19 protein-coding genes are annotated in these 22,174 nt (G+C 38.0%); 6 read left to right on the top strand and 13 right to left on the bottom strand.

All coding sequences use genetic code 11. The features are described from left to right. Nucleotides 1-113: 113 nt before the first annotated feature. The 11 genes from DL897_RS07350 to ccpN form a co-directional block, all read right to left on the bottom strand. Nucleotides 114-1,529, bottom strand: coding sequence for a M1 family metallopeptidase (locus DL897_RS07350; protein WP_113658499.1), 1,416 nt, complete (start codon nt 1,527-1,529; stop codon nt 114-116). A gap of 110 nt (nt 1,530-1,639) precedes the next feature. Next, a complete protein-coding gene (locus DL897_RS07345; protein WP_113658498.1) occupies nt 1,640-2,008 on the bottom strand; it encodes a hypothetical protein in 369 nt (122 codons plus the stop codon). Nucleotides 2,009-2,355: 347 nt separating this feature from the next. Then, entirely contained in the window at nt 2,356-3,465 is a 1,110-nt protein-coding gene (hppD, locus tag DL897_RS07340; protein ID WP_113658497.1) for a 4-hydroxyphenylpyruvate dioxygenase, read from the bottom strand. A 73-nt stretch (nt 3,466-3,538) separates the two neighbouring features. Next, nucleotides 3,539-4,153: a GNAT family N-acetyltransferase gene (locus DL897_RS07335; RefSeq protein WP_113658496.1), complete on the bottom strand. Its 615-nt coding sequence runs from the start codon at nt 4,151-4,153 to the stop codon at nt 3,539-3,541. A gap of 246 nt (nt 4,154-4,399) precedes the next feature. Next, on the bottom strand, nt 4,400-6,043 hold the full coding sequence (locus DL897_RS07330; RefSeq protein WP_113658495.1) for an AMP-binding protein: 1,644 nt from the start codon (nt 6,041-6,043) through the stop codon (nt 4,400-4,402). Nucleotides 6,044-6,053: 10 nt separating this feature from the next. Next, nucleotides 6,054-7,181 carry an acyl-CoA dehydrogenase gene (locus tag DL897_RS07325; protein WP_113658494.1) on the bottom strand — a complete coding sequence of 376 codons (1,128 nt, stop codon included), beginning with the start codon at nt 7,179-7,181 and terminating at the stop codon, nt 6,054-6,056. A gap of 213 nt (nt 7,182-7,394) precedes the next feature. Further along, complete coding sequence (gene rpoD, locus DL897_RS07320) at nt 7,395-8,504, bottom strand: RNA polymerase sigma factor RpoD (protein WP_113658493.1); 1,110 nt, start codon at nt 8,502-8,504, stop codon at nt 7,395-7,397. Nucleotides 8,505-8,524: 20 nt separating this feature from the next. Continuing rightward, nucleotides 8,525-10,375 carry a DNA primase gene (dnaG, locus tag DL897_RS07315; RefSeq protein WP_113658492.1) on the bottom strand — a complete coding sequence of 617 codons (1,851 nt, stop codon included), beginning with the start codon at nt 10,373-10,375 and terminating at the stop codon, nt 8,525-8,527. A 517-nt stretch (nt 10,376-10,892) separates the two neighbouring features. Beyond that, nucleotides 10,893-13,535, bottom strand: coding sequence for a pyruvate, phosphate dikinase (gene ppdK / locus DL897_RS07310; protein ID WP_113658491.1), 2,643 nt, complete (start codon nt 13,533-13,535; stop codon nt 10,893-10,895). Nucleotides 13,536-13,537: 2 nt separating this feature from the next. Further along, complete coding sequence (locus tag DL897_RS07305) at nt 13,538-14,347, bottom strand: pyruvate, water dikinase regulatory protein (RefSeq protein ID WP_113658490.1); 810 nt, start codon at nt 14,345-14,347, stop codon at nt 13,538-13,540. Between the two features lie 11 nt (nt 14,348-14,358). After that, nucleotides 14,359-14,991: a transcriptional regulator CcpN gene (ccpN, locus tag DL897_RS07300; protein WP_113658489.1), complete on the bottom strand. Its 633-nt coding sequence runs from the start codon at nt 14,989-14,991 to the stop codon at nt 14,359-14,361. 415 nt (nt 14,992-15,406) lie between these two features. On the opposite strand from ccpN, the gene DL897_RS07295 reads away from it, so the two are divergent. The 6 genes from DL897_RS07295 (at nt 15,407) to DL897_RS07270 (ending at nt 18,862) form a co-directional block, all read left to right on the top strand. Further along, complete coding sequence (locus DL897_RS07295) at nt 15,407-15,952, top strand: RNA polymerase sigma factor (RefSeq protein ID WP_113658488.1); 546 nt, start codon at nt 15,407-15,409, stop codon at nt 15,950-15,952. Then, nucleotides 15,949-16,347 (top strand): zf-HC2 domain-containing protein, encoded by a 399-nt coding sequence (locus tag DL897_RS07290; protein WP_113658487.1) that lies wholly within the window; start codon nt 15,949-15,951, stop codon nt 16,345-16,347. The genes DL897_RS07295 and DL897_RS07290 overlap by 4 nt, the downstream gene beginning before the upstream one ends. Before the next feature lie 22 nt (nt 16,348-16,369). Continuing rightward, nucleotides 16,370-16,663, top strand: a complete 294-nt coding sequence (locus tag DL897_RS07285) for a hypothetical protein (protein WP_113658486.1) — start codon at nt 16,370-16,372, stop codon at nt 16,661-16,663. Nucleotides 16,664-16,676: 13 nt separating this feature from the next. After that, nucleotides 16,677-16,874: a hypothetical protein gene (locus DL897_RS07280; protein WP_113658485.1), complete on the top strand. Its 198-nt coding sequence runs from the start codon at nt 16,677-16,679 to the stop codon at nt 16,872-16,874. Between the two features lie 249 nt (nt 16,875-17,123). Further along, complete coding sequence (locus DL897_RS07275; RefSeq protein WP_113658484.1) at nt 17,124-17,843, top strand: thermonuclease family protein; 720 nt, start codon at nt 17,124-17,126, stop codon at nt 17,841-17,843. Nucleotides 17,844-17,911: 68 nt separating this feature from the next. Further along, nucleotides 17,912-18,862: a sporulation protein gene (locus DL897_RS07270; RefSeq protein WP_113658483.1), complete on the top strand. Its 951-nt coding sequence runs from the start codon at nt 17,912-17,914 to the stop codon at nt 18,860-18,862. 58 nt (nt 18,863-18,920) lie between these two features. Here the strand turns inward: DL897_RS07270 and glyS are convergent, their stop codons facing one another. After that, nucleotides 18,921-21,011 carry a glycine--tRNA ligase subunit beta gene (gene glyS / locus DL897_RS07265; protein ID WP_113658482.1) on the bottom strand — a complete coding sequence of 697 codons (2,091 nt, stop codon included), beginning with the start codon at nt 21,009-21,011 and terminating at the stop codon, nt 18,921-18,923. Continuing rightward, a complete protein-coding gene (gene glyQ, locus DL897_RS07260; RefSeq protein ID WP_113658481.1) occupies nt 21,008-21,895 on the bottom strand; it encodes a glycine--tRNA ligase subunit alpha in 888 nt (295 codons plus the stop codon). Before glyQ ends, glyS begins: the two co-directional genes overlap by 4 nt. Nucleotides 21,896-22,174: the final 279 nt, after the last annotated feature.

Raw genomic sequence — 22,174 nt, 5'->3', positions numbered from 1 at the left:
AAGGCTTATAGGGTATCTTCTTAAAATACAAATCTATTATAACGAAAAGCCAACGGATAAAAAAGAAGAGAGCAATCTGCTCCCTGTAAACAAAAACAACAAGTATAAAATTATTACTCCTTAAAATAAAGCCACTTTTCAAAGAAAGATGTTAAATCCTTATTAGCTACTTCGTTCGCTGTTTGAATAAAGTCCTTCGTTGTCGCTATATGAAAACGATATTTCTCATAATACTTACGGAGAATCTCTAGGACTTTATCTTCTCCAATCTGATCCATCAAATCAAATAGCATGGCTGCAGGTCGAATATATACCATGAGTGCATAAATTGAATCAGGGTATTTATATAAAGATTCGGCGGAGGTAATACCTACTGCTTGATAAATTTCATTTGTGCGTTGGGTAGCACGTTTTAGGAGTTCTCTTTCATCTTCTTTTTTCTCTTTTTGCATATAGAAAAACTCAGAGAAAGTGGTTAGTCCTTCATCTAGCCAAGGCTCCTTCGCTTGGTTATTACCTACAACTCCATACCACCACTGATGTGCTAATTCATGTACTACCACATTTACAGCAGGCTTTTCTCCTTTTTCAGTAGGAACTTTAGGGATAGAGGTGACAAGTCCGGGATATTCCATACCAGCAATTCCATACCCTGTCTCACCCAACACGACGTCTACCTCAGGATAAGGATAAGCTCCAAATTTTTTACTATAAAAATCCATTCCTGAAATTGCTGCATCATGCAGATCTTTTACAACATCTTCCATTTCTTTTAAATACCAGAGATTCACATCTACATTTCCAGCTTTTCCTCTTTTAACTTGATAATCCTTAGTCAGAACAGCTGCAAAGTCTCTTACATTTTTTTGTTTTAGCGTAATAGGTGAGCGATATTCTAATTTTGGATCTTGTGCTGACGAAATAACTCGATAGCCTTGGGGCAAGCGAAACGTAATTTCAAAATCAGACATCTGTGAATAAAATGGATCACCAATGGTGGTATAAGGCTCAACATGCCAACCATCTTTATCTTTCACCGCTAGCATTGGATACCATTGGGCTAGAAAAGCGGTATGTTTAAATGTATTTAACCGAGAACCACCATGAGGTAGTTTCAATTGAAAGTCCATGTCTATTTTGACTTGTTCCCCGCTACTTACAGGTTTCGGAAATGGTACCTTTAAAATGGTATCTTGCACTGATTGTTTTGCTACAACATCATTTACCTTTACTTGGCTAACTTGGATATTTCCTGGCTTTGTTGGTTTGGATTCATCCCCATATTTCCAGTCATGAAATACTTTTGGATAAAGGTGAAAATAAGCTTCTTTCATTGTTTCTTGAGAAGTAACTGGTATGGTTAAAGTCATATGTGCTATAACTTCATCTTGGTCAGGCTGATAGGTTACATCCATTTGATATGTCGGGCGAACATTCTTTTCATGCGCCCAAACAATCCCGCCTGAGCTTTGTAATACCAATAAAAAACTTAGTAAACAGCCCACCATCTGAATAAGACGATGAATCATGGAAGTTTCCTCCTATATGTTGGTTTTTCCGTCCTAATTAGGATGATCCAACAAGAGGAAAAATATAGCTTTAAAATAAAATGGCGTATTTACATTTTTTCATATTATTTTTATTGATTATTGTCATCTTCTTTTTTTATCACATAACGCTCTACGTCAATCCAAAATTTTAGTAAGTTAACCACTTCATGGTGATCACGAGTACATTCTACCTTTTGACCCGTATTTTCATTCTCTTTCAAAACAATAAAGATGATCCAGTCACCAGGAATTTGAAGTCGTTTACCAACTACACCATCTATATACCAACGATAGTGAACTCTGATATTCGTTGAGCCTAACTGCAATTTTAATGGATAACCTTTCTTTACCTTCTCTAGCTTTTCATATAGTACCTGCAGCAAATCTTCTCCTAAGAGCGGTTGAACATCTTTAAATTTAAGGATTTCCCATACAGGACCACGTATGGGTCCACGCATATTCGACACTCCCCTTTACATTCTAGTAAAAAACATATACCCTTCTAGCTTATATCTCTAGGATTTTAATGTACACCAACAAATCAAATTAGTTTTTAAAGATCCATGAAAAAAGGAGCGACGAAAACCATTCATGGTTTCCAGATCGCTCCATAGCATTTTCTTATCCACTTATTATAAAAAAGCAATTTATTTACAGAGATTATCACATGAATCTGATGCTTATCACTTCCCCATTCACTTCTGTTGTTTCCTTCTTAAATCAAAAGTCGATCTACAGAAAAAACGATTGACGGCTTCGTTTAGAAATAACCTATGTCTTTAATCGAATGATGCAACATGCTTATTTACAAATTACCTCGACGAGCTTGTTCACGTTCAATCGCTTCGAAGAGAGCTTTAAAGTTACCGTCCCCAAACCCTTTTGATCCTTTACGTTGTATAATTTCAAAAAATAAGGTAGGACGATCCACAATTGGCTGGGTAAATATTTGTAGCAGGTAACCTTCATCATCTCGATCCACCAAAATACTTAACTTTCGAATATCTTCGATCGGTTCATCAATATTACCAACACGATCACTTAGTGCTTCATAATACGTATCTGGTGTTTTTAAGAAGGGAACTCCGTTTTCTTTCAAAGCTGCAACCGTTTTCACAATATCATTTGTAAGTAAGGCGATGTGCTGAACACCTGCACCTTTATAAAAATCCAAGTACTCTTGAATTTGCGATTTCCTTTTCCCTTCAGCTGGCTCATTAATCGGAAATTTAATTCGTCCACCATTATGCATTACTTTCGACATTAAAGCGGAGTATTCCGTACTAATATCCTCATCATCAAAATGAATCATCTGTTTAAATCCCATCACTTTCTCATAATAAGATACCCATTCTTCCATGGTCTCCACATTTCCTACTACATGATCAACGGCAACTATTCCAGTATCTCTGCTTTCAATCTCTAAGTCACATGGGATAAAACCAGGTGCAAACAACCCTTTATACCCTTTTCTTTCAATTAGCGTATGGACCGTATCCCCATACGTTCCAATTACCGCTTTTTTGATAACACCAAACTCATCTTTTTCTTCAAACGGCTCACGAATAACAATCGCACCACGCTCTTTTACTTCGCTAAAGGCTTTTTCTACATCTGGAACACGTAAAGCAATATCCTTGATACCATCTCCATGATTTTTTACAAAGTCTGCGATTTCATGATCAGGTGTGTAAGATCCACTAATAACCAAATGAATATTACCTTGTTTCACTACATAAGATACTTTTTCGCGATTGCCTGACTCTAATCCGCTATAAGCAATGGGCTGAAAACCAAATGTTTGGCAAAGGAAAAAGCAGGCCTGTTTAGCATTTCCGGTATATAACTCTAAGTAATCTACATCCTGAATAGGCAAAAAATCATTTTGAATAGCGAAATTATCTTTCCTTCTCATGAAATCTCCTCCATATTTTATTTAATTTTACCTATCTTCAGATTAACTTAACTAAAAAAATCAACGCAAGCATCTACTGTGATGCGCCACTGCGTTGTTGTAGTGTTTGCTGTTTGAAATCATCAGGAGTCATTGAGTAAATACAAGTATTCTCTATATGATCATCAACTGCTAAACGGAAGTTACGTAAAATTCCTTCCAACTGATAACCAAGGCGTTCTGCTACTTTTCGACTACGTATATTACGCTCATCACAACGAATTTCTACTCGTTTCGCACCCAAAATTTCAAAGGCAAATACTGTTAATCCTCGGACTCCTTCTGTGATTAGACCTTTTCCCATTTCACTTTTGCGACACCAATATCCAATTTCAAACTTCGGAACACTCCAATCAATCCGATGTAAGCCACTACTCCCGATAAAACGTTTACTTCTTTTCTCAAATAAATGAAAACGTAAATCGACTCTCTCTAAGAAATGACAATACGCTTGCCTTACATTTATTTCAGTTTCATCAAGACTAGGTGTACGATTTGCCCATTGCATCCATGGTCTTAAATGTTCTAAGGATTCAATAATTGCTTGATTGATATATACACCATCACCTGGTAAAGGTAGCCGAATTAATAACCTTTCCGTTTCAAATGAGTGCGGAAACTCTTTCAAAATAGGAGGAACTATATCCATATCTCTTTTCTCCATTTCTGGTGAAACTATTTATATCTTTATTTTACAAAAGTCATCTTTATTCAAACAAGGATTTCAATGATTTAGACTGGGAGGTGTAGAAACAACGGATTGATTTGGAAAGTATTCTGAAGTAGGAAAATACTAACTATGAACTGAGTTATATTTTTATTAGCATTCGGATTATCACTGTTTAAGGTTTTCAAATACACTATTAAAAAAGAGGATCAACGAAGTTGATCCTCCTTATTTATTTTGCTGCTTCTTTTGTAAAATCATTTCACTAATCTTATACTTTTGTATTTTACCACTTGCTGTCATGGGATACTCTTTCACAAAATAGATTTCGCTTGGGATTTTATGACGGCTAATCTGCCCTTGGCAATAAGTTAGAATCTCTTCTTTAGTTAAATGTACTCCTTCTTTTGCTCGAATCACTGCAGCTACAATTTCACCATAATATTCATCAGGAACACCAACAACTTGAACATCTAATACTTTTGGATGTTGATAGATAAATTCCTCAATTTCACGTGGGTATATATTTTCTCCACCACGGATGATCATATCCTTAAGACGACCGGTAATACGAAAATATCCATTTTCATCTAGCACCGCCAAGTCACCTGTGTGTAGCCATCCATCCTGATCGATCACTTGCTCGGTTTCCTTAGGCATCTTATAATAACCTTTCATAACATGATAACCACGTGTACATAACTCTCCTTGAACTCCTGGCGGTAATATTTGACCTGTCTCTATATCTACAATCTTCACTTCTACTGCATCATGCTTCTTGCCTACTGTCGTTACTCTTAATTCAACAGGATCATCTGTTTTCGTTTGTGTGATCACAGGCGAAGATTCAGTTTGTCCATAAGCAATGGTTAACTCTTTGATCCCCATCTCTTCTGTGACGCGACGCATTACTTCAATTGGACAATTTGATCCTGCCATGATGCCCGTTCGTAATGTATGAAAATCATATTGTACAAAATCAGGATGATTTAACTCTGCGATAAACATGGTTGGCACACCATGTAAAGCAGTACATTTTTCTTGTATGACTGCTTTTAAAACCATTCCGGCATCGAATTTGGTAAGCGGAACCATGGCAGCTCCTACACTAACACAGGTAAGCACTCCTAGAACACAGCCAAAACAGTGGAAAAAAGGGACTGGAATACACAATCGATCTTTTTCCGTCAGTTTCATACATTCGGCAATATTTCTAGCATTGTTTACAATATTATAGTGACTTAACATAACACCTTTAGGAAAGCCAGTTGTACCTGAAGTATACTGCATATTGATGACTTCATCTGGTTCTAAGAGAGATGATCTTGCTTCCAGTTCTTCCTCTAATACTTCTTTTCCCATCTCTAAAATATCTAGCCAAGAAAACATTCCAGGATGATTCTGTTTTCCCAAAAGAATCACATTTTTTAAGCGAGGTAAACGTGCTGAGTGCAAGTGACCAGGTTCTGAATGGGTAAGTTCTGGACATATTTCTAGCAACATATCAATATAACTCGTACCATCTATTCCGTCCATTAATATAAGCGTTTCAGTATCTGAATGTGAAAGTAAGTATTCAAGCTCTTTGGTTCGATAATTCGTATTGACTGTAATAAGTACGGCTCCAATTTTTCCTGTTGCAAATTGTGTTAAAAGCCACTCAGGTTGATTGTTAGCCCAAATCGAAACATGATGGCCCTTATTCATCCCTAATTTCATAAATCCTTTTGCAACCTGATTACATTGATCCCGAAATTCTCGATAAGTCCACTTCAGATCATACTCTGGATAGACAACTGCTTCACGTTCACCAAAACGGGTGACTTGCTTATCAAGCAGTTCGCCTACAGTCAAACGTATTAGCTCAGCCACAATACTCCTCCTAACACCCCACTTCACGGGCGATAATATTTCGTTGGATCTCAGATGTACCCTCGCCAATTTCAGTTAGTTTGGCATCACGGAAAAAGCGCTCTACTTTATAATCATGCATATAACCATATCCACCATGGATTTGTACGGCTTGACTACATACACGCATTGCTACTTCAGAAGCAAATAGTTTACACATCGAAGCTTCTTTGGTAAATTTTCGTCCCTGATCTTTAAGCCAAGCAGCTTTGTAAACCATCGTTCTCGCTAATTCTATCTCCATCGCCATATCAGCTAACTTATGTTGAATCGCTTGAAATCTAGAAATAGACTGACCAAATTGTTTTCTCTCTTTGGCATATTTAAGTGCTAACTCATATGCACCTTGTGCAATTCCTACAGCCATCGCTCCAATCCCAATTCTCCCACCATCTAGAGTTACTAAAAATTGTTTGAATCCTTTTCCTCTTTCACCTAAGATGGCCTCCTCGGAAACACGTACATCCTCCAAGACTAATTCCGTTGTATTAGAACTATGAAGACCCATTTTAAAATAATTATCAACAACCGTAAATCCTTGGGTATCTGTTGGTACAATAAAGGCAGTAATCTCATCTTCTCCTGTTAAAGCGGTTAATGAAACAAAGTTAGCAAAACTGGCATTCGTAATAAAACATTTTGACCCATTAATAATCCAATCCTTCTGATTTTTGATTGCCTTTGTTTTTGTTCCTCCAGCATCTGAACCAGCCCCTGGTTCTGTTAAACCAAATGCACCTAAAGTTTCTCCTTGACATAATGGTATTAAATAACTCTTCTTCTGTTCTTCAGTACCAAATAAAAAGATAGGGGCACATCCTAGAGAAATGTGTGCAGAATAAGTAATTCCTGTCGAAGCACAAACACGACTTAATTCCTCTACTACAATAGCAAAACTAATTGTATCCGCTCCTCCACCCCCATACTTTTCAGGAAAGGGTAATCCCATCAAGTCTAATTCAGCCATTTTCTCCATAATTTCTTTGGGAAACCGTTTATCTCGATCTCTTTCATCAGCATCAGGAGCTACTTCTCCTTCGGCAAAGTCACGTAAGAGTTTTCGTATCATTTTTTGTTCAGCAGTCAAGTCAAAATTCATGTCCACATTCCCCTATCTCATCAAATTTGTTAACGCTTTCATTACTATTATAGATGCATTTATGCATTATCTTCAATAATTTTAAATTTAATAGTCATTATGACTTGTAAGCGCCTCCAAAACGATTTGCATTAAGATTGGAAAAGGGATAAAATTGAATCAATAAAGCAAAAAGCACTCAAATATGAGTGCTTTCCTGATTAACGATATAATTTATTCTAAGAAATCTTTGAGTCGCTTACTTCGACTTGGATGACGTAGTTTTCGTAATGCCTTCGCTTCAATTTGGCGAATCCGTTCACGTGTCACTCCAAACACTTTTCCTACCTCTTCAAGGGTACGTGTACGACCATCATCTAACCCAAAGCGTAAGCGAAGTACATTTTCTTCTCTCTCAGATAGAGTATCAAGTACTTCTTTGAGCTGTTCCTTAAGTAATTCATACGCAGCGGCATCAGCTGGAGCTTGAGCTTCATCGTCAGGAATAAAATCACCTAAATGGGAATCATCTTCTTCACCAATGGGAGTTTCTAACGAAACAGGCTCTTGGGCGATCTTCATGATTTCACGTACTTTTTCTGGGCTAAGTCCCATTTCTTCAGCAATTTCTTCTGGTATGGGCTCTCGTCCAAGTTCCTGTAATAAATGCCTAGAAACGCGAATCAACTTATTAATCGTTTCTACCATATGAACCGGGATACGAATGGTACGCGCTTGATCTGCGATCGCTCGTGTGATCGCTTGCCGAATCCACCAAGTCGCATAAGTACTAAACTTAAAGCCTTTACGAAAATCAAACTTTTCAACCGCTTTTAGTAGACCCATGTTACCTTCTTGAATTAAGTCCAAGAATAACATCCCACGACCGACATATCTTTTTGCAATACTAACAACGAGTCGTAGATTGGCTTCAGCTAAGCGACGTTTTGCAGATTCATCATTTTGTTCAATTCGTTTTGCAAGCTCTACTTCTTCTTCAGCAGTTAAGAGCGGTACCCGACCAATTTCTTTTAAGTACATGCGTACAGGATCATTAATCTTAACTCCCGGTGGGACAGAAAGATCCTCGTGAACGAAAGGATCAATTTCTTCCCCATCATCAGAAGGTTCAAAGTCATCATCTGTTTCATTATCCACTTCAATACCTAGCTCATTTAGCAGTTCAAAAAAATCATCAATCTGTTGTGAATCTTGGTCAAATGGGGCTAATTTCTCCATAATTGCTTTATATGTTAAAACGCCTTGTTTTTTCCCAGACTCAATTAACTGAACTTTCACTTGATCCAGATCCAGCTCAGTATCAACATGTTGTTCATTGGCCAATGTACTTTCCTCCTTTCTGATCAATCCATAGATATACCGCGCTGAACACTCCTCTTTAATTGAGTGATTTCTTGACCTAGTTGCGCGGCTCGAATGGATTCACCAGCTTGAATTAATCTTTGTAATTGCTTTTCCTTCCGCTCTATCTCTGCGAGTATCATGCCACTTTTGATATGTCGTACATAATCTTTTAAAGCCGTTTCAGAAACCTCATCTGGTAGATCTAACATGGCGAGCTCACTTACTTTAGCAATCAATGAAGGATCTGTCTCTTCTAAATAACGAATAAACTTACTGACATCTTCAGGATGACCAGCTTGATAATATCGATAAAGATGAGCAGCTAATGCTCCAATCATTTCTGTTTGAAATTCTGCACCCAACTCTTTCTCTACCCAGTCTGTTATCGAACGATCTTTTAACATATAAGCTAATAAATGCATTTCTGACAACTCAACTCGCGAAGGAGGTCGATGAGTAGCGATAAAGTGTTTGGTGCCTTCTTGCTTTCCATTATTCCACTTAGCTGCTTGTTTATCCCTCTCAATCGGTTTCTTCTTACGTCTTTTCATTCGCCGCTGCTCTGCTTTTAACACATCTAAGGGCATCTGAAATTCATCAGCAATTCGTCTGAGATAGTGATCCTGTTCAATGATTAAGGGTAACTCACTTATGAAATCAATGGCAGCAGTTAAGTATTTTATGCGATCATCTTCATCTTGTAAATGGTAATTCTTTTTTAGCATTTCAAGCTTAAAAGCAGTTAGTGTTTGAGCTCCAGCCAAAACCTCTTCTTGAAACTGAGATGCTCCATAGCGACGTATATAATCATCAGGGTCCATCTTCTCAGGCATCTGAGCAATTTTTACTGTGCAATCCACTCTTTTTAGCACTTCCGAACCTCGTTCTGCAGCAGATAATCCGGCACGGTCAGCATCATAGCATAAGATAACAGATTCTGTATTTCTCCTAATCACTTTGGCTTGTTGTTCAGTCAGTGCAGTTCCTAAGGTAGCTAAACAAGTATGAATACCTGCTTGCCATGCAGCAATCACATCCATATATCCCTCGAAAATAATGGCCTGCTGCTTTTTACGTACGGATTTACGTGCTCGGTGAAGATTAAATAAATGATTTCCTTTATAAAACAAAGGCGATTCAGGGCTATTTAGATATCTAGGTTCCTGACTTCCTAAACTCCGTCCACCAAAAGCTATCACGCGACCTTGTGAATCATGTATAGGAAAAATGATCCTACCACGGAAACGATCAAAACTTGTATTTTGAAAGGAAGAAGTACGAGTAATCACTAAGCCGATTCGCTCCAGTAAATCAACTGAGAATTGTCGACGCGTCAGAAAACGGAGCAACAAATCACGATCGGAAGGTGGTGCAAACCCTATCTGAAATTCCTTGATCGTCTCTATATGAACTTGTCGTTTCTCTAAATACTGTCGTGCTATACGTCCATGCTTTTCATGAAGTAATAAGTGATGATAAAAACGTGCGGCTAAGTCCATCGCATGGAACATCTTTTTTTGCTCTTCATTTTCTTCGTTTTCCGTCATGCTCATCTTAGGAAGTGGAATCCCTGCTTGCTCTGCTAAATGTTTCACTGCTTCGACAAAAGTGAGTTGTTCGATCTCCATCATAAAGCGGATAATATCGCCACCTACACCACAACCAAAACAATGAAATATTTGCTTATCGGGAGAGACAGAGAAAGAAGGTGTTTTTTCTGAATGGAATGGGCACAACCCAAAGTAATTTCGGCCACTTTTCTTTAATTGTACATAGGTTGAGACCACATCAATCAAATCCATCTGTGTCCGGATCTGGTCTAATACTTCATCTGGAATGCGTCCCCCCATGAAAATCACTGCTTTCTATTCTATTACCCTAAACAATGCTACCAAAAAATATAAATTTCTCCAGACATCTAGTATCTATTCGCCATGATTCGTCAAAGTCCTTCATGACTCCTTGCATTTCCTTATGGTAATAATTCCCTATAATTATGTAGAACTTTGTTTTTATATATCCCTTTTCTTCCTATTCTACAAAAATGATTGTTCTCCTTCCCATTATAGCAATGAACTAACAGAAAGAACGAAATGGTAAATATTGTCGAATTGAAAAGCCAGAAATACCATTGCTCACTTTTATTTTAGAATCATTTCAATTAAAAAATACCCTGTTTAAATAAGGAACGAGAAATTTTTTTAAGTTGCTCACAAAAAGACCATTTTTTCTGATTGGTTCATGAAAAAATGGTCCAAGTTCTCCAGCTTATCCGTTTTTTCTCGAGAATATTGCTTATTTCAGCTACTTATTTCTCTCTTTTCTTGCAATGATCTAATTTTCCGATCGCACTATAACAAAGATGACCTATTTCTTTAATGCTGCTTGTGCCGCTGATAGTCGCGCTAAAGGTACACGATATGGAGAACAGCTGACATAATCCAGTCCAACATCATGGCAAAATTGAATGGACCGTTTTTCCCCACCATGTTCACCACAAATACCTGTTTTCAAGTTTGGTTTCCTACTTCTTCCTTCATGAATCCCTAGGCGTACTAACGAGCCCACACCTTCTATATCCAAAGTAATAAACGGATTTTCAGGAAGGATTTTATTTTCTACATATGTGTGAAGGAACTTCCCTTCAGCATCATCTCGACTAAAACCAAAAGTAGTTTGGGTAAGATCATTCGTTCCAAAAGAGAAGAAATCGGCTTCAGCAGCTATTTCCCGGGCTGTAATGGCTGCTCGAGGTACTTCGATCATTGTCCCTACAGTATAAGGAATAGTTTCACCTGTTTGCGTCTGAACTTTTGTAGCAACTTCATTGACCAGTTCACGCATCGTTTTTAATTCATTAACATGTCCAACAAGTGGTATCATTATTTCGGGGATTACCCGGATTCCTTCAGTTTGGCACTGTGCCGCCGCCAAGAAAATCGCTTCGATCTGCATCGCATAAATCTCCGGATATATAAGTCCCAATCGGCATCCTCGATGCCCTAACATCGGGTTAAATTCTTGTAAGTTCCTTACTTTTCTAAGTAATGTTTCTTTCTTATTTAGTTCCATCCGATCCATTGATTCATCGCACTGTAGCTTGGCAATTTCTACAGCCAGCTCCTCAGTATTAGGTAAAAATTCATGGAGAGGCGGATCTAAAAGACGAATATTAACAGGCAGCCCATCCATGGCTTGGAAGATCCCATAAAAATCTTCTTTTTGCATGGGCAATAACTTTTTTAATGCCTCTTCGCGTTCTTCTAGCGTTTCGGCCAAGATCATTTGTTGAACAATCGGAACACGACTTTGTTCCATAAACATATGCTCTGTCCGACACAGACCAATCCCCTCAGCCCCTAATTCTCTTGCTTTCTTTGCGTCAACAGGATTATCTGCGTTTGCACGTACATGTAAATGACGAACTTCATCTGCCCAAGCTAGCAATTGCTTAAATTCCTCAGATAAAGTCGGTTCAATCAGCGGGACTTCACCCAGAATCACATGACCTGTACTTCCATCAATTGTAATAAAATCCCCTTCATTTAAGGTGAGAGATCCGATAGCCATTTCTTTTTTACGAAGATCGATTTTAATCTGTTCACAACCACAAATACAAGCTTTTCCCATTCCACGTGCTACGACAGCTGCATGGCTTGTCATTCCACCACGACTGGTTAGTACACCTTGTGCTGCGAGAATTCCATGAATGTCTTCAGGTGTGGTCTCTGGGCGAACTAATATGACTTTATATCCTTGCTTGGTTAAATATTCAGCTTCATCCGCTTCAAATACAATTCGTCCTGAAGCTGCTCCAGGTGATGCTGGCAGCCCTTTGGCAATGACGTCGAGCTTAGCATCTTTGTCCAAACAAGGATGTAACATTTGATCTAATTGTTCTGGCGCTACACGTAGGAGAGCATCGTGCTTATCAATCAAACCTTCTTCTACCATATTACAAGCTATGGTTATAGCCGCTTGTGCTGTCCGCTTTCCAGCCCTCGTTTGCAAAATATATAATTTACCGCGTTCAATCGTAAACTCAATATCTTGCATATCTGAGTAGTGGGCTTCAAGCTTTTGAGCAATCTCACAAAAACTTTCATAAATCTTTGGCATCTGCTCTTTCAGTTTGATAATCGGCTCTGGTGTACGCACTCCAGCTACGACATCTTCTCCTTGAGCATTGATTAAAAACTCACCATATAGTTCTTTTTGCCCTGTAGATGGGTTTCGCGTAAATGCTACTCCTGTTCCCGAATCATTTCCCATATTACCAAATACCATGATTTGTACATTAACCGCTGTTCCAAGATGATCTGGAATTTGATGAATACGGCGATAAATTTGTGCACGCTGATTATTCCAAGACTTAAATACAGCAACAATCGCTTTCTTAATTTGCTCTTGAGGATCTTGAGGAAAACTTTCTTTTGTATACATATAAATACATTCTTTAAATTTATGAATAACTTGCTTCCAATCTTCAGTTGTTAAATCCGTATCTAACAATACACTCCGCAATCCTTTTTGCTTTTCAATTAAATGTTCAAAATGGTAGTGATCCACTCCCATCACTACATTACCAAACATCTGTATAAAACGGCGATAACAGTCATAGGCAAATCGTTGGTTTCCTGTTAGTTTAGCTAATCCTTCTACTGTTTCATCATTTAGCCCTAGATTTAAAATCGTATCCATCATACCTGGCATCGAATGAACCGAACCTGAACGAACCGAAACAAGTAATGGTTGCTCCTTCTGGCCAAATACTTTTCCCGTTGTTGCCTCTAGTTCTGTAAACGCCGTTCTTACTTGGTTAAATAATTCTTCTGGTAATGTATGATTGTTTTCGTAAAATGCTGTGCACGCTTCTGTACTAATTGTAAAGCCAGGAGGAACTGGCAAACCTATTTTTGTCATTTCGGCAAGATTTGCCCCTTTACCTCCTAGTAAGGACTTCATTTGTGCGTTTCCTTCACGAAATAGATACACCCACTTTTTTGCCATCGTCATTTAGCCCCTTTTTTCAACAAGTCAAGAATGATACTAGCTGTTTCTTCTACTGCTTTGTTAGAGACATCGATTCTTGGACAGCCAACACGGCGTATAACTTGTTCAGCATACTCTAGCTCTTGTAAAATCCGCTGTAAGCTTGCATAGTTCGCACTAGAAGTAAGCCCCAACGCTTTTAATCTTTCGCGACGAATATTATTTAGTTGACTGGGGCCAATCGTAAGCCCAATACATCGACTTGCGGGAATTAAAAATAACTCGTCAGGGGGCTCCACTTCCGGAACTAAAGGGACATTAGCAACTTTAAGTCGCTTGTGTGCTAAATACATGGATAATGGTGTTTTTGATGTACGAGAAACACCGATCAAAACCACATCCGCTCGTAAAAGCCCTCTTGGGTCTCTTCCATCATCATACTTAACGGCAAATTCAATGGCTTCTACTTTGCGAAAATACTCATCATCTAATCGATGAATCAGCCCAGGTTGTCCTTTTGGATCTTCTTGATAAACTTTCGCTAAACCATCAATCATAGGTCCCATAATATCCACAACAGGAATTTCCAATTTTCGGGCTTCCTCTATGAGAATTTTTCGCAATTTAGGAACTACGATCGTAAAAGCAACTAAAGCGTTTTCTTCTTTTGCAGCATAGAGTGTTTCTAAAATGGTCTCTTTATCGATGACATAAGGGATTCGACGTAATGTCACTTTTTCCCCATTAAATTGGCTACATGCTGCTTTAACCACTAACTCTGCTGTTTCACCAACAGAGTCAGATACAACATAAACGATAGGTTGAATCATAGTCTCCTCCCTCACAATGTCATATTTTCTCCTAGTTCAACAAACGCTTTCATAATGGTTGTTTTAGTTATACGTCCAATTGCTTCCAATTGTGTAGGATCGCCTTTAAACGGACGAACAACAGGCAATGAGTCAACCTGTGCTCTCATCATTAATTTTGCAGCATGATAGAGAGTATCTTCCATGGTGCAGGTAACGATATTTGGCATACGAGACATCACAATCCCTACAGGAATCGATGCGAGGTCTTGTTTCCCCATTGTTGCTTTGAGTAAATCTTTTCTTGATACTACACCACTTAAAAATCCTGCTTTTTTAATGATAAATAAACTTCCTACATCTTCCAAGAAGATCGTACAAATAGCATCGTAAACCGATGTCTCTTCATCGACTACAACAGGAAGAGATTTATAATCTTTGACAAGTAATTTGCGAATCCGCTCTCCTAATAACTGATTGGCCGACTTTCCCGAATAAAAGTATCCCACCCGTGGGCGCGCATCTAGTAAACCAGACATGGTTAGTATAGCCAAATCTGGACGCAATGTAGCTCGAGTCAAATTTAATCTCTCCGCAATATGTTCCCCCGTGATCGGTCCTTCCGCTTTTACAATTTCTAAGATCTTTTCTTGACGTTTGGTCAGTTCGATGTCGGCTCACCTCCCGACTAATAACAGGATTTTCTATAATATGTTATACTATTAACATATATAGTATATACTATATGACTCTACTCCTAAATAGCAAGTCCCTAAACATAGCATGAAGCTTTAATATACCATATTCGTACATTTTCTAAGTAAGTTGGTCTTTGATTATCACGCTAAAACCTCTTTTTAGGTAAACTACCATGTATTTATTTCCCTTTCTGCTTAGATTATAATGCCAACACATCCATATTACGATGGATAAATAATAAATGAATTTTCTATTCAATATTGTTTTTAAAAACCCTTTGATAAAAAATGAACCTACTGTCTTCTTTTCACGACTAACTAAATAGAAAGACGATAAACAGATGAAAGGGATGATTCGCATGGTTTTGCAAAAAAAGGCGCTATCCATCGAGATCAGCGCCACCGGTACCTATTAACTAAAATCTCTGAAGGTGATACATCTTCTTTCGAAAAGCTCTATTTCGATTTAGTCGATGAAATCTATGCTTATTATCGGATACGAATTCAAGATGAACATTTTATTAAAGATCTAATACAAAAAGTCTTTTTAGCTGTTTGGGAAGGTGCTGGTCATTTTTCAGGCTCATCAACAGTTATCACTTGGATTCTACGTATTGCACGTAATAAATGGATGGATACTCTTAGACATAAGTATCGACATCTAGAGGAATTAATGGATATTCAAGAAGAAGAGATAGGACTAGAGAATGATTTTGTAGACCAATTAGTCAACCATGTGACTCTTGAAAATCTACTTGACTCTTTACCACCCACATCGAAAGAGCTTGCCCATCTAGTTTTTATCCAAGAGTTATCTTATCAAGAAGTGGCTCAGATCTTATCCATACCTGAAGGGACAGTAAAAAGCCGGATGTACCACTTAAGGAAACAGTTAAAAAAGCAATTGAGAAAGGAGGTTAAACATTGAATACCCTATGTCAGGATATTGTCTTAAAACTGCCGTGGGTAGTAAATGGAAGACTGGAGACAAAACAAAAAACTTTTGTTTATCGTCACCTTGCTACCTGTCAATCTTGTCAAAAAGAACTTCTTTTCTACTTACAGCTCAAAAGGAATATGACTCAACTCTCCAATCAACCAAGTAAACATTTTAAGCAAGAGCTGTTCACAGACTTACAAAATACGCTCGTCGCTATCTCTCCACAATTATCTACTCCTACTTATTCTTATACAATGACAGAGCAAATACTCATTTCACCTTTAGGTATAGCACCTTTCTTAATCTCATATATTAAAGATTTATATCAAAAAAGTTTCAATCAAACTACTACACAACTCAAAATGGCTTTACAAAGCAAATGATAATTTGAGAGGAGAATGTTAAGTGAGTAAAAACTCTTTTGATCATATCCCTGTTAAAGAAATTTCCGAGTTACTTGAAATAAGTACTCAAAAACTCCCTGAGCTTATTCGCCAAATCATGAAAACTTTTTACTCTCCTGAAGCAGCTAGTGAAATGGGTAAAGCAGTGGGAAGCTTATATAAAGAGTTAGTTCATGCAGGAATACCACAAGATATCGCTATTAAGATGGCCCATGACTATATGGTCTCACTAAAAGATTTAATTCAAACCTCCAGCTTTAGTAATAAAACCTTCTACGATGAATCATCTGAATAGATGGCCTATCAAGATGCAACTCGTTCAGCTAATTATTCGTAGCATTCAGCTTTTATGGCAACTATACCCTACTCTTTCACATAGCTACTTTCAGAGACGAAAAGCCGGTAAATTATTCCAAGATCAGCTCATAAAACATGGTATTTCACAAGAAGAAGCCAAACGCTTAGCACAAACCTATGTTACGTTCCTTCATCTATATCAGAAGTAAAGCTATCAATCTCTCTATGTTTCATATTTATCATCTATGAACATAGAGATTTTTTCATTTTATGAACCAAGGATTCTTCTAAAATAATCATACTTATTGATCTATCATTAATCTCATTTTAATTTTATATTAAGTTTAGTTAAATTTGTTGATTCCAGTAAACTTTTTTAGATACACTAAAGAAAAGAATATAAATAAACAAATTTTGTCTCTTTTGATATGATTTACTAAATAAGGAGGGAACAAATCATGTTCCTCAAATCTTATAAATCAGTCCTTACTTTTTCTCTATCACTATCCATGCTTCTATCTGGTTGTACTTCTGATGAATCATCTTCTAACCAAGAAACTAGCCCAAGCAAAAATTTAGTAGTTCCTTCAAAACAGATTTTTGTTGTTGCAGGTGACGTTTTAAAAGTGAAATGGAAAGACAAGGAAGAGACTGTTCATCTCTTATCAATTGACACACCTGATCTCGATCATCCACGATATGGTAAGGAGCCTTTTTCAGAAGAGGCTAAAACATTTACCGCAACCTTGATCAACTCCGCGAAAAAAGTAACTCTTGTCAAAGACCAGCAAAAACGTGACCAGCAAGGAAACCTCTTAGTGCATGTTTATGTCAACGGAAAAAGCATTGAAAAGGCTCTATTAGAAAATGGCTTAGCTCGAGTAGATACTCATACGGCATCAAGTAAAAAAATCATGAGTGAATTTCTGAACATTCAGGATAAATCTCGCGATAAAAAACTAGGAATCTGGTCCATTGCTAACTATGTACAGTCAGATGGATATCATCCAGAAGTCCAAGGAGAGTTTATTGCTTCTAAAAATAGTGATGTTTATCACAAAGTTACTTGTAGTGAAGCGAAGAGTATTCAAGATACTAATAAAATTTATTTCAAAACAGAAGAAGAGGCCAAAGCAAGTGGCCGCAAGCGAAGCAAATCACCTAGTTGTTGGCAATAATAGGATCTAAAATCACTTAGTATCATTAATTTGTTCGTAATTGAGAAAGTAAAGAGGAGGCTTTTATTATGTTCAAAAAGTTTCTCGCTAATTTAGGCCATGGTGGAGCGAAAGTAAATTTGGTTTTAAATAGAGATCAATTTAAGCTCGGTGAATTAGTTGACGGTGAAATTCATATTTATGGTGGAAATGTCGAGCAGCAAATTAATCATATTGAAGTTTCCCTAACCGTAGAATCTTATCACGATGAACATTTTTATACACATATCATCCAAAAAATCCCTTTTTCTTCATCCTTTGTCATTGAGTCACACGAACATAAAGTATTACCTTTCCAATTGACTTTACCTAAACATGGTTTGATCTCAGGAAACTTTGTCTCTTATTACTTTAAAACGCATCTGGATATCATGGGGGCAGTGGATCATAAAGATAAGGATTATATCTACATCCATCCTTCTTTTGAGTTACAAAACATTTTAAATGCCTTAGAACAACTGGGCTTTCGTGAAAAGCATGACTCCAGAAAACCCAAAAAATACGGCCAAGAGTTTGAACTATATCCTACTCATGTTTATCGTAATCAAATTGAAGAAATTGAATTTATTCCGATTTTACATGAAGATGGAATACAACTCATGTTCGAAGTAGATCTCTACTCTTTTGGTCATGAACGAGAATTAAAACGAGATCTCTTTATTGCTAACTCACTTCTACAAAATGTAAATGAGCTAATCTCCTATTTCCAACAAGTATTAAATGAAATGATTGGGCATAACTCTAAACTGGGGCATGGTATTTCATCAACGATTTCCTATGGACATCATTATCCAAATCATCATCCTTCACATCACAAAGGTTTGGGTGCTGCGGCTGGTGCGATAGGGGGATTTGCAGCAGGAATGTTAGGAGGTATGGCATTAGAGAAAATGCTAGATGACGATGAAAATGATAACGACTTTTTTGCAGGCGATAGTGACGATTCATTTGATGATTTTTTTGATGGAGATAATGAATAAATTACAAAAAGCGACTAACTATTTTGAGGTTAGTCGCTTTTTTCTCTTACAAATAAGGTTATATTGAAGCAAATACAATCAATTCAAAGGCAGCGAATTGTTTCACCAATTTTGTAATGTCTCTTAACAATGCCAGCCTATTTAGGCGTACTTTTTCATCATCTACCATCACCATGACATGATCGAAGAAAGAGTGAATTTGTGGTACTATTTGTGCAATTGATTGATACATAGCGAATGGATCTCTTTGTGTAGAAGCTTGCTTAAATCGCACTTGTGCTTCATCAAAAGCTTGCATCAAGTTATGCTCTGCTGGCTCTTGGAGACTTGAACGATCAAATGGATTGTCTCCTGCTTTAGCTGCGAGATTCGCTGTACGAGTAAATCCTTCTACCTCCAATTTAAAGGTTTCACGTTCTATTTGCTCCATTAATACTTGTGCTTTTCTGACTACTAAGCGAGGCTCCGCGATATCTGAAGCAAGGACAGCATCAATCACATCATAACGAATACCATGCTCTTGCATATAAGCTTTAAGACGCAAAGTAAAGAATTCCCAAATATTCGCTTCAACATCCATTCGAGGTAACTGAAGTAAGCCATCATCTTCAAGTCGATCCAATGCACACTGAATCAAGGCATCAAGAGGAATTCCAACCCACTTTTCCTGTAACAAGATTTGTACGATCCCTGCTGCTCTTCTCCGGAGTCCATATGGATCTTGCGAGCCGGTTGGCTGAATTCCTACACCAAAACTACCTACGATCGTATCCATTTTATCGGCTAAAGCAATGACCGTTCCAAGGCTACTTTGCGGAACTTTATCTGTTGCATGACGTGGCAAGTGGTGATCAAAAACAGCTTGAGCAACTAGTGGATCTTCTCCCAGATGCTCGGCATATACCTGCCCCATATACCCCTCAAGCTCCGAAAACTCACCAACCATCTGTGTAGCAAGGTCAAACTTACAAATTTCTGCTGCACGTTTAAGCTGAATCAACTGTGTCTCGTCCCAATTTAATCGCTTCCCTAATTGTAAGGCGAGTGATTCGATCCGACGTACACGCTCACTCATCGTTCCGAGCTCTTCTTGGAATACAATACGCTCTAACTTTTCAAGTGAAGTTGCTATTGGTGTTTTTAAATCTTCTTCAAAGAAAAAGCGAGCATCTTGGAGTCGAGCACGTAAGACTTTCTCATTTCCTTTCCGTACCCATTCAATGCCATGTTCATCCCCATTACGGACTGTCACAAAAAAAGGAAGCATTTGGCCATCCTTGGTTGTTACAGGGAAGTATCGTTGATGCTCTCTCATGGTAGTGATTAACACTTCTTTAGGCAAAGAAAGATATTCTTCTTGAAATGAACCGTATAATGCGGTGGGATATTCAACTAAAAATGTGACTTCTTCTAATAACGCTGGATCAATCGGAATAACCCAATGATGCTTCTCTTCGATGGTGTGTAGTTGATTGATGATTTGTTGCTGTCTTTCTTCTATATCTACAATCACATATTGTTTTCGTAGGGCTTCTACATATTCATCTGCTTTAGTAAGTGAAACTCTCTCTCCTAAAAAGCGATGTCCTTCGCTTACTCGACTTGCTGATACCCCAGCAAATTGTATAGGTACCACTTCTGTTCCAAATAAGCATACGATCCATCGTACTGGACGAATAAATCGCGTTTTATCCTGACCCCAACGCATCATTTTGGGAAAATGAATTCCACATATAATCTCAGAGAACCCTTGAGTTAATTCATCGACAGTTCGATTTCCAGGTAAGTGCTTTTGTGCAAATACATATACTTCACCTTTAAATTCTCTGAGATCCAGCTGATCTAAATCGACTCCTTGTTTTCTGGCAAACCCTACAGCTGCTTTACTCCACTCTCCGTCCTCTGTCTGGGCTATCCGCTTTGCAGGTCCACGTACTTCCTCATAGAAATCGGCTTGTCTTTCAGCCACTTCACGAACTAGAACTGTTAAACGGCGTGAAGTGGCATAGGTATCTATGGATGCGAAAGAAATACGGCGACTGGTTAACCATTCAGCTATTTTTTTCTTAAATTGTTCTATACCCAAATTGACAAATCGTGCTGGTATTTCCTCACACCCGATTTCTATTAGAAGGTCTTGGTGTTTCATTGTTTTCCCCCCTCCTTTTGCTTTAATAATGGAAATCCTAGCTTTTCCCTTTGCTCGATATACACCTTCGCACAACGGCGAGCCAAATGACGAACCCGACCAATATAACCTGTTCTTTCCGTTACACTGATCGCCCCACGTGCATCAAGTAAATTAAAAGTATGTGAGCATTTCAAAATATAATCATAAGCTGGGAAAACGAGCTGCTCATCTAATGCCCGCTCTGCTTCTTTTTCATAAGCCTCAAAAAGCTGAAATAATAGTGATACATCAGAAACTTCAAAGCTATATTTGGAGTGTTCATATTCCTGTTGTAAAAATATATCTCCAACAGTTACATCATCAATCCAAGTTAAGTCATAAACAGATTCTTTATCTTGGATATATAATGCCAATCGCTCCAAACCGTATGTTAATTCAACAGAAACTACATGAGTCTCTATTCCACCCACTTGTTGAAAATAAGTAAACTGGGTGATCTCCATTCCATCAACCCAAACCTCCCAACCTAGACCTGCTGCTCCGAACGTAGGATTTTCCCAATTATCCTCAACAAAACGGATATCATGCTCACGTGGATCAATTCCTAATGCTCGCAAACTACCAAGATAAACTTCTTGAATATTTGCAGGTGCTGGCTTTAAAACAACCTGAAATTGATGATGTTGATATAGTCGGTTTGGATTTTCACCATATCTCCCATCTGCAGGTCGACGAGATGGCTCTACATAAGCCACTTTCCATGGTTCAGGTCCTAATGATCGTAGAAAAGTCATTGGATTTAGTGTACCAGCCCCCTTTTCAACATCATACGGTTGTACAAGAGTACAACCTTGTTTTGACCAATATTTTTGCAGCTCAAGAATCATGCGTTGCAAATCCATACATGTCACCTCCGTATTGACATACAAAAAACCTCTCTCCTTATGACATTCCAATCACAGATTCGCTGTCATAGGGACGAGAGGTTGATTTCCCGCGGTTCCACCCTAATTGGTTAATGAAGTGAAAATACATTAACCCACTTAGATATATTACTATTACGCTCCAGACCGCCCTTCATTAGGACTGAGATCAGGCTCACACCCCCCCTGAATCGCTTTACACAGCTACCCTAATTACTCCTGTCTGTCATCGCGCCAACACAAATAGATATAGAAAGA

The organism is Thermoflavimicrobium daqui, from assembly GCF_003313465.1.
Taxonomy (GTDB): domain Bacteria; phylum Bacillota; class Bacilli; order Thermoactinomycetales; family Thermoactinomycetaceae; genus Thermoflavimicrobium; species Thermoflavimicrobium daqui.
Note: the sequence above shows the minus strand (reverse complement) of the source record. Positions and strands in the feature narration are given on the sequence as shown.

Bases quoted from the DNA above. Each gene is read 5' to 3' on its own strand.
- DL897_RS07280 (WP_113658485.1), top strand. From the start codon at position 16,677: ATGCAACTCGTTCAGCTAATTATTCGTAGCATTCAGCTTTTATGGCAA.
- DL897_RS07335 (WP_113658496.1), bottom strand. From the start codon at position 4,153: ATGGATATAGTTCCTCCTATTTTGAAAGAGTTTCCGCACTCATTTGAA.
- dnaG (WP_113658492.1), bottom strand. From the start codon at position 10,375: ATGGGGGGACGCATTCCAGATGAAGTATTAGACCAGATCCGGACACAG.
- DL897_RS07325 (WP_113658494.1), bottom strand. From the start codon at position 7,181: ATGAATTTTGACTTGACTGCTGAACAAAAAATGATACGAAAACTCTTA.
- DL897_RS07270 (WP_113658483.1), top strand. From the start codon at position 17,912: ATGTTCAAAAAGTTTCTCGCTAATTTAGGCCATGGTGGAGCGAAAGTA.
- glyS (WP_113658482.1), bottom strand. From the start codon at position 21,011: ATGAAACACCAAGACCTTCTAATAGAAATCGGGTGTGAGGAAATACCA.
- DL897_RS07275 (WP_113658484.1), top strand. From the start codon at position 17,124: ATGTTCCTCAAATCTTATAAATCAGTCCTTACTTTTTCTCTATCACTA.
- DL897_RS07305 (WP_113658490.1), bottom strand. From the start codon at position 14,347: ATGATTCAACCTATCGTTTATGTTGTATCTGACTCTGTTGGTGAAACA.
- ppdK (WP_113658491.1), bottom strand. From the start codon at position 13,535: ATGGCAAAAAAGTGGGTGTATCTATTTCGTGAAGGAAACGCACAAATG.
- hppD (WP_113658497.1), bottom strand. From the start codon at position 3,465: ATGAGAAGGAAAGATAATTTCGCTATTCAAAATGATTTTTTGCCTATT.
- DL897_RS07345 (WP_113658498.1), bottom strand. From the start codon at position 2,008: ATGCGTGGACCCATACGTGGTCCTGTATGGGAAATCCTTAAATTTAAA.
- glyQ (WP_113658481.1), bottom strand. From the start codon at position 21,895: ATGGATTTGCAACGCATGATTCTTGAGCTGCAAAAATATTGGTCAAAA.
- DL897_RS07350 (WP_113658499.1), bottom strand. From the start codon at position 1,529: ATGATTCATCGTCTTATTCAGATGGTGGGCTGTTTACTAAGTTTTTTA.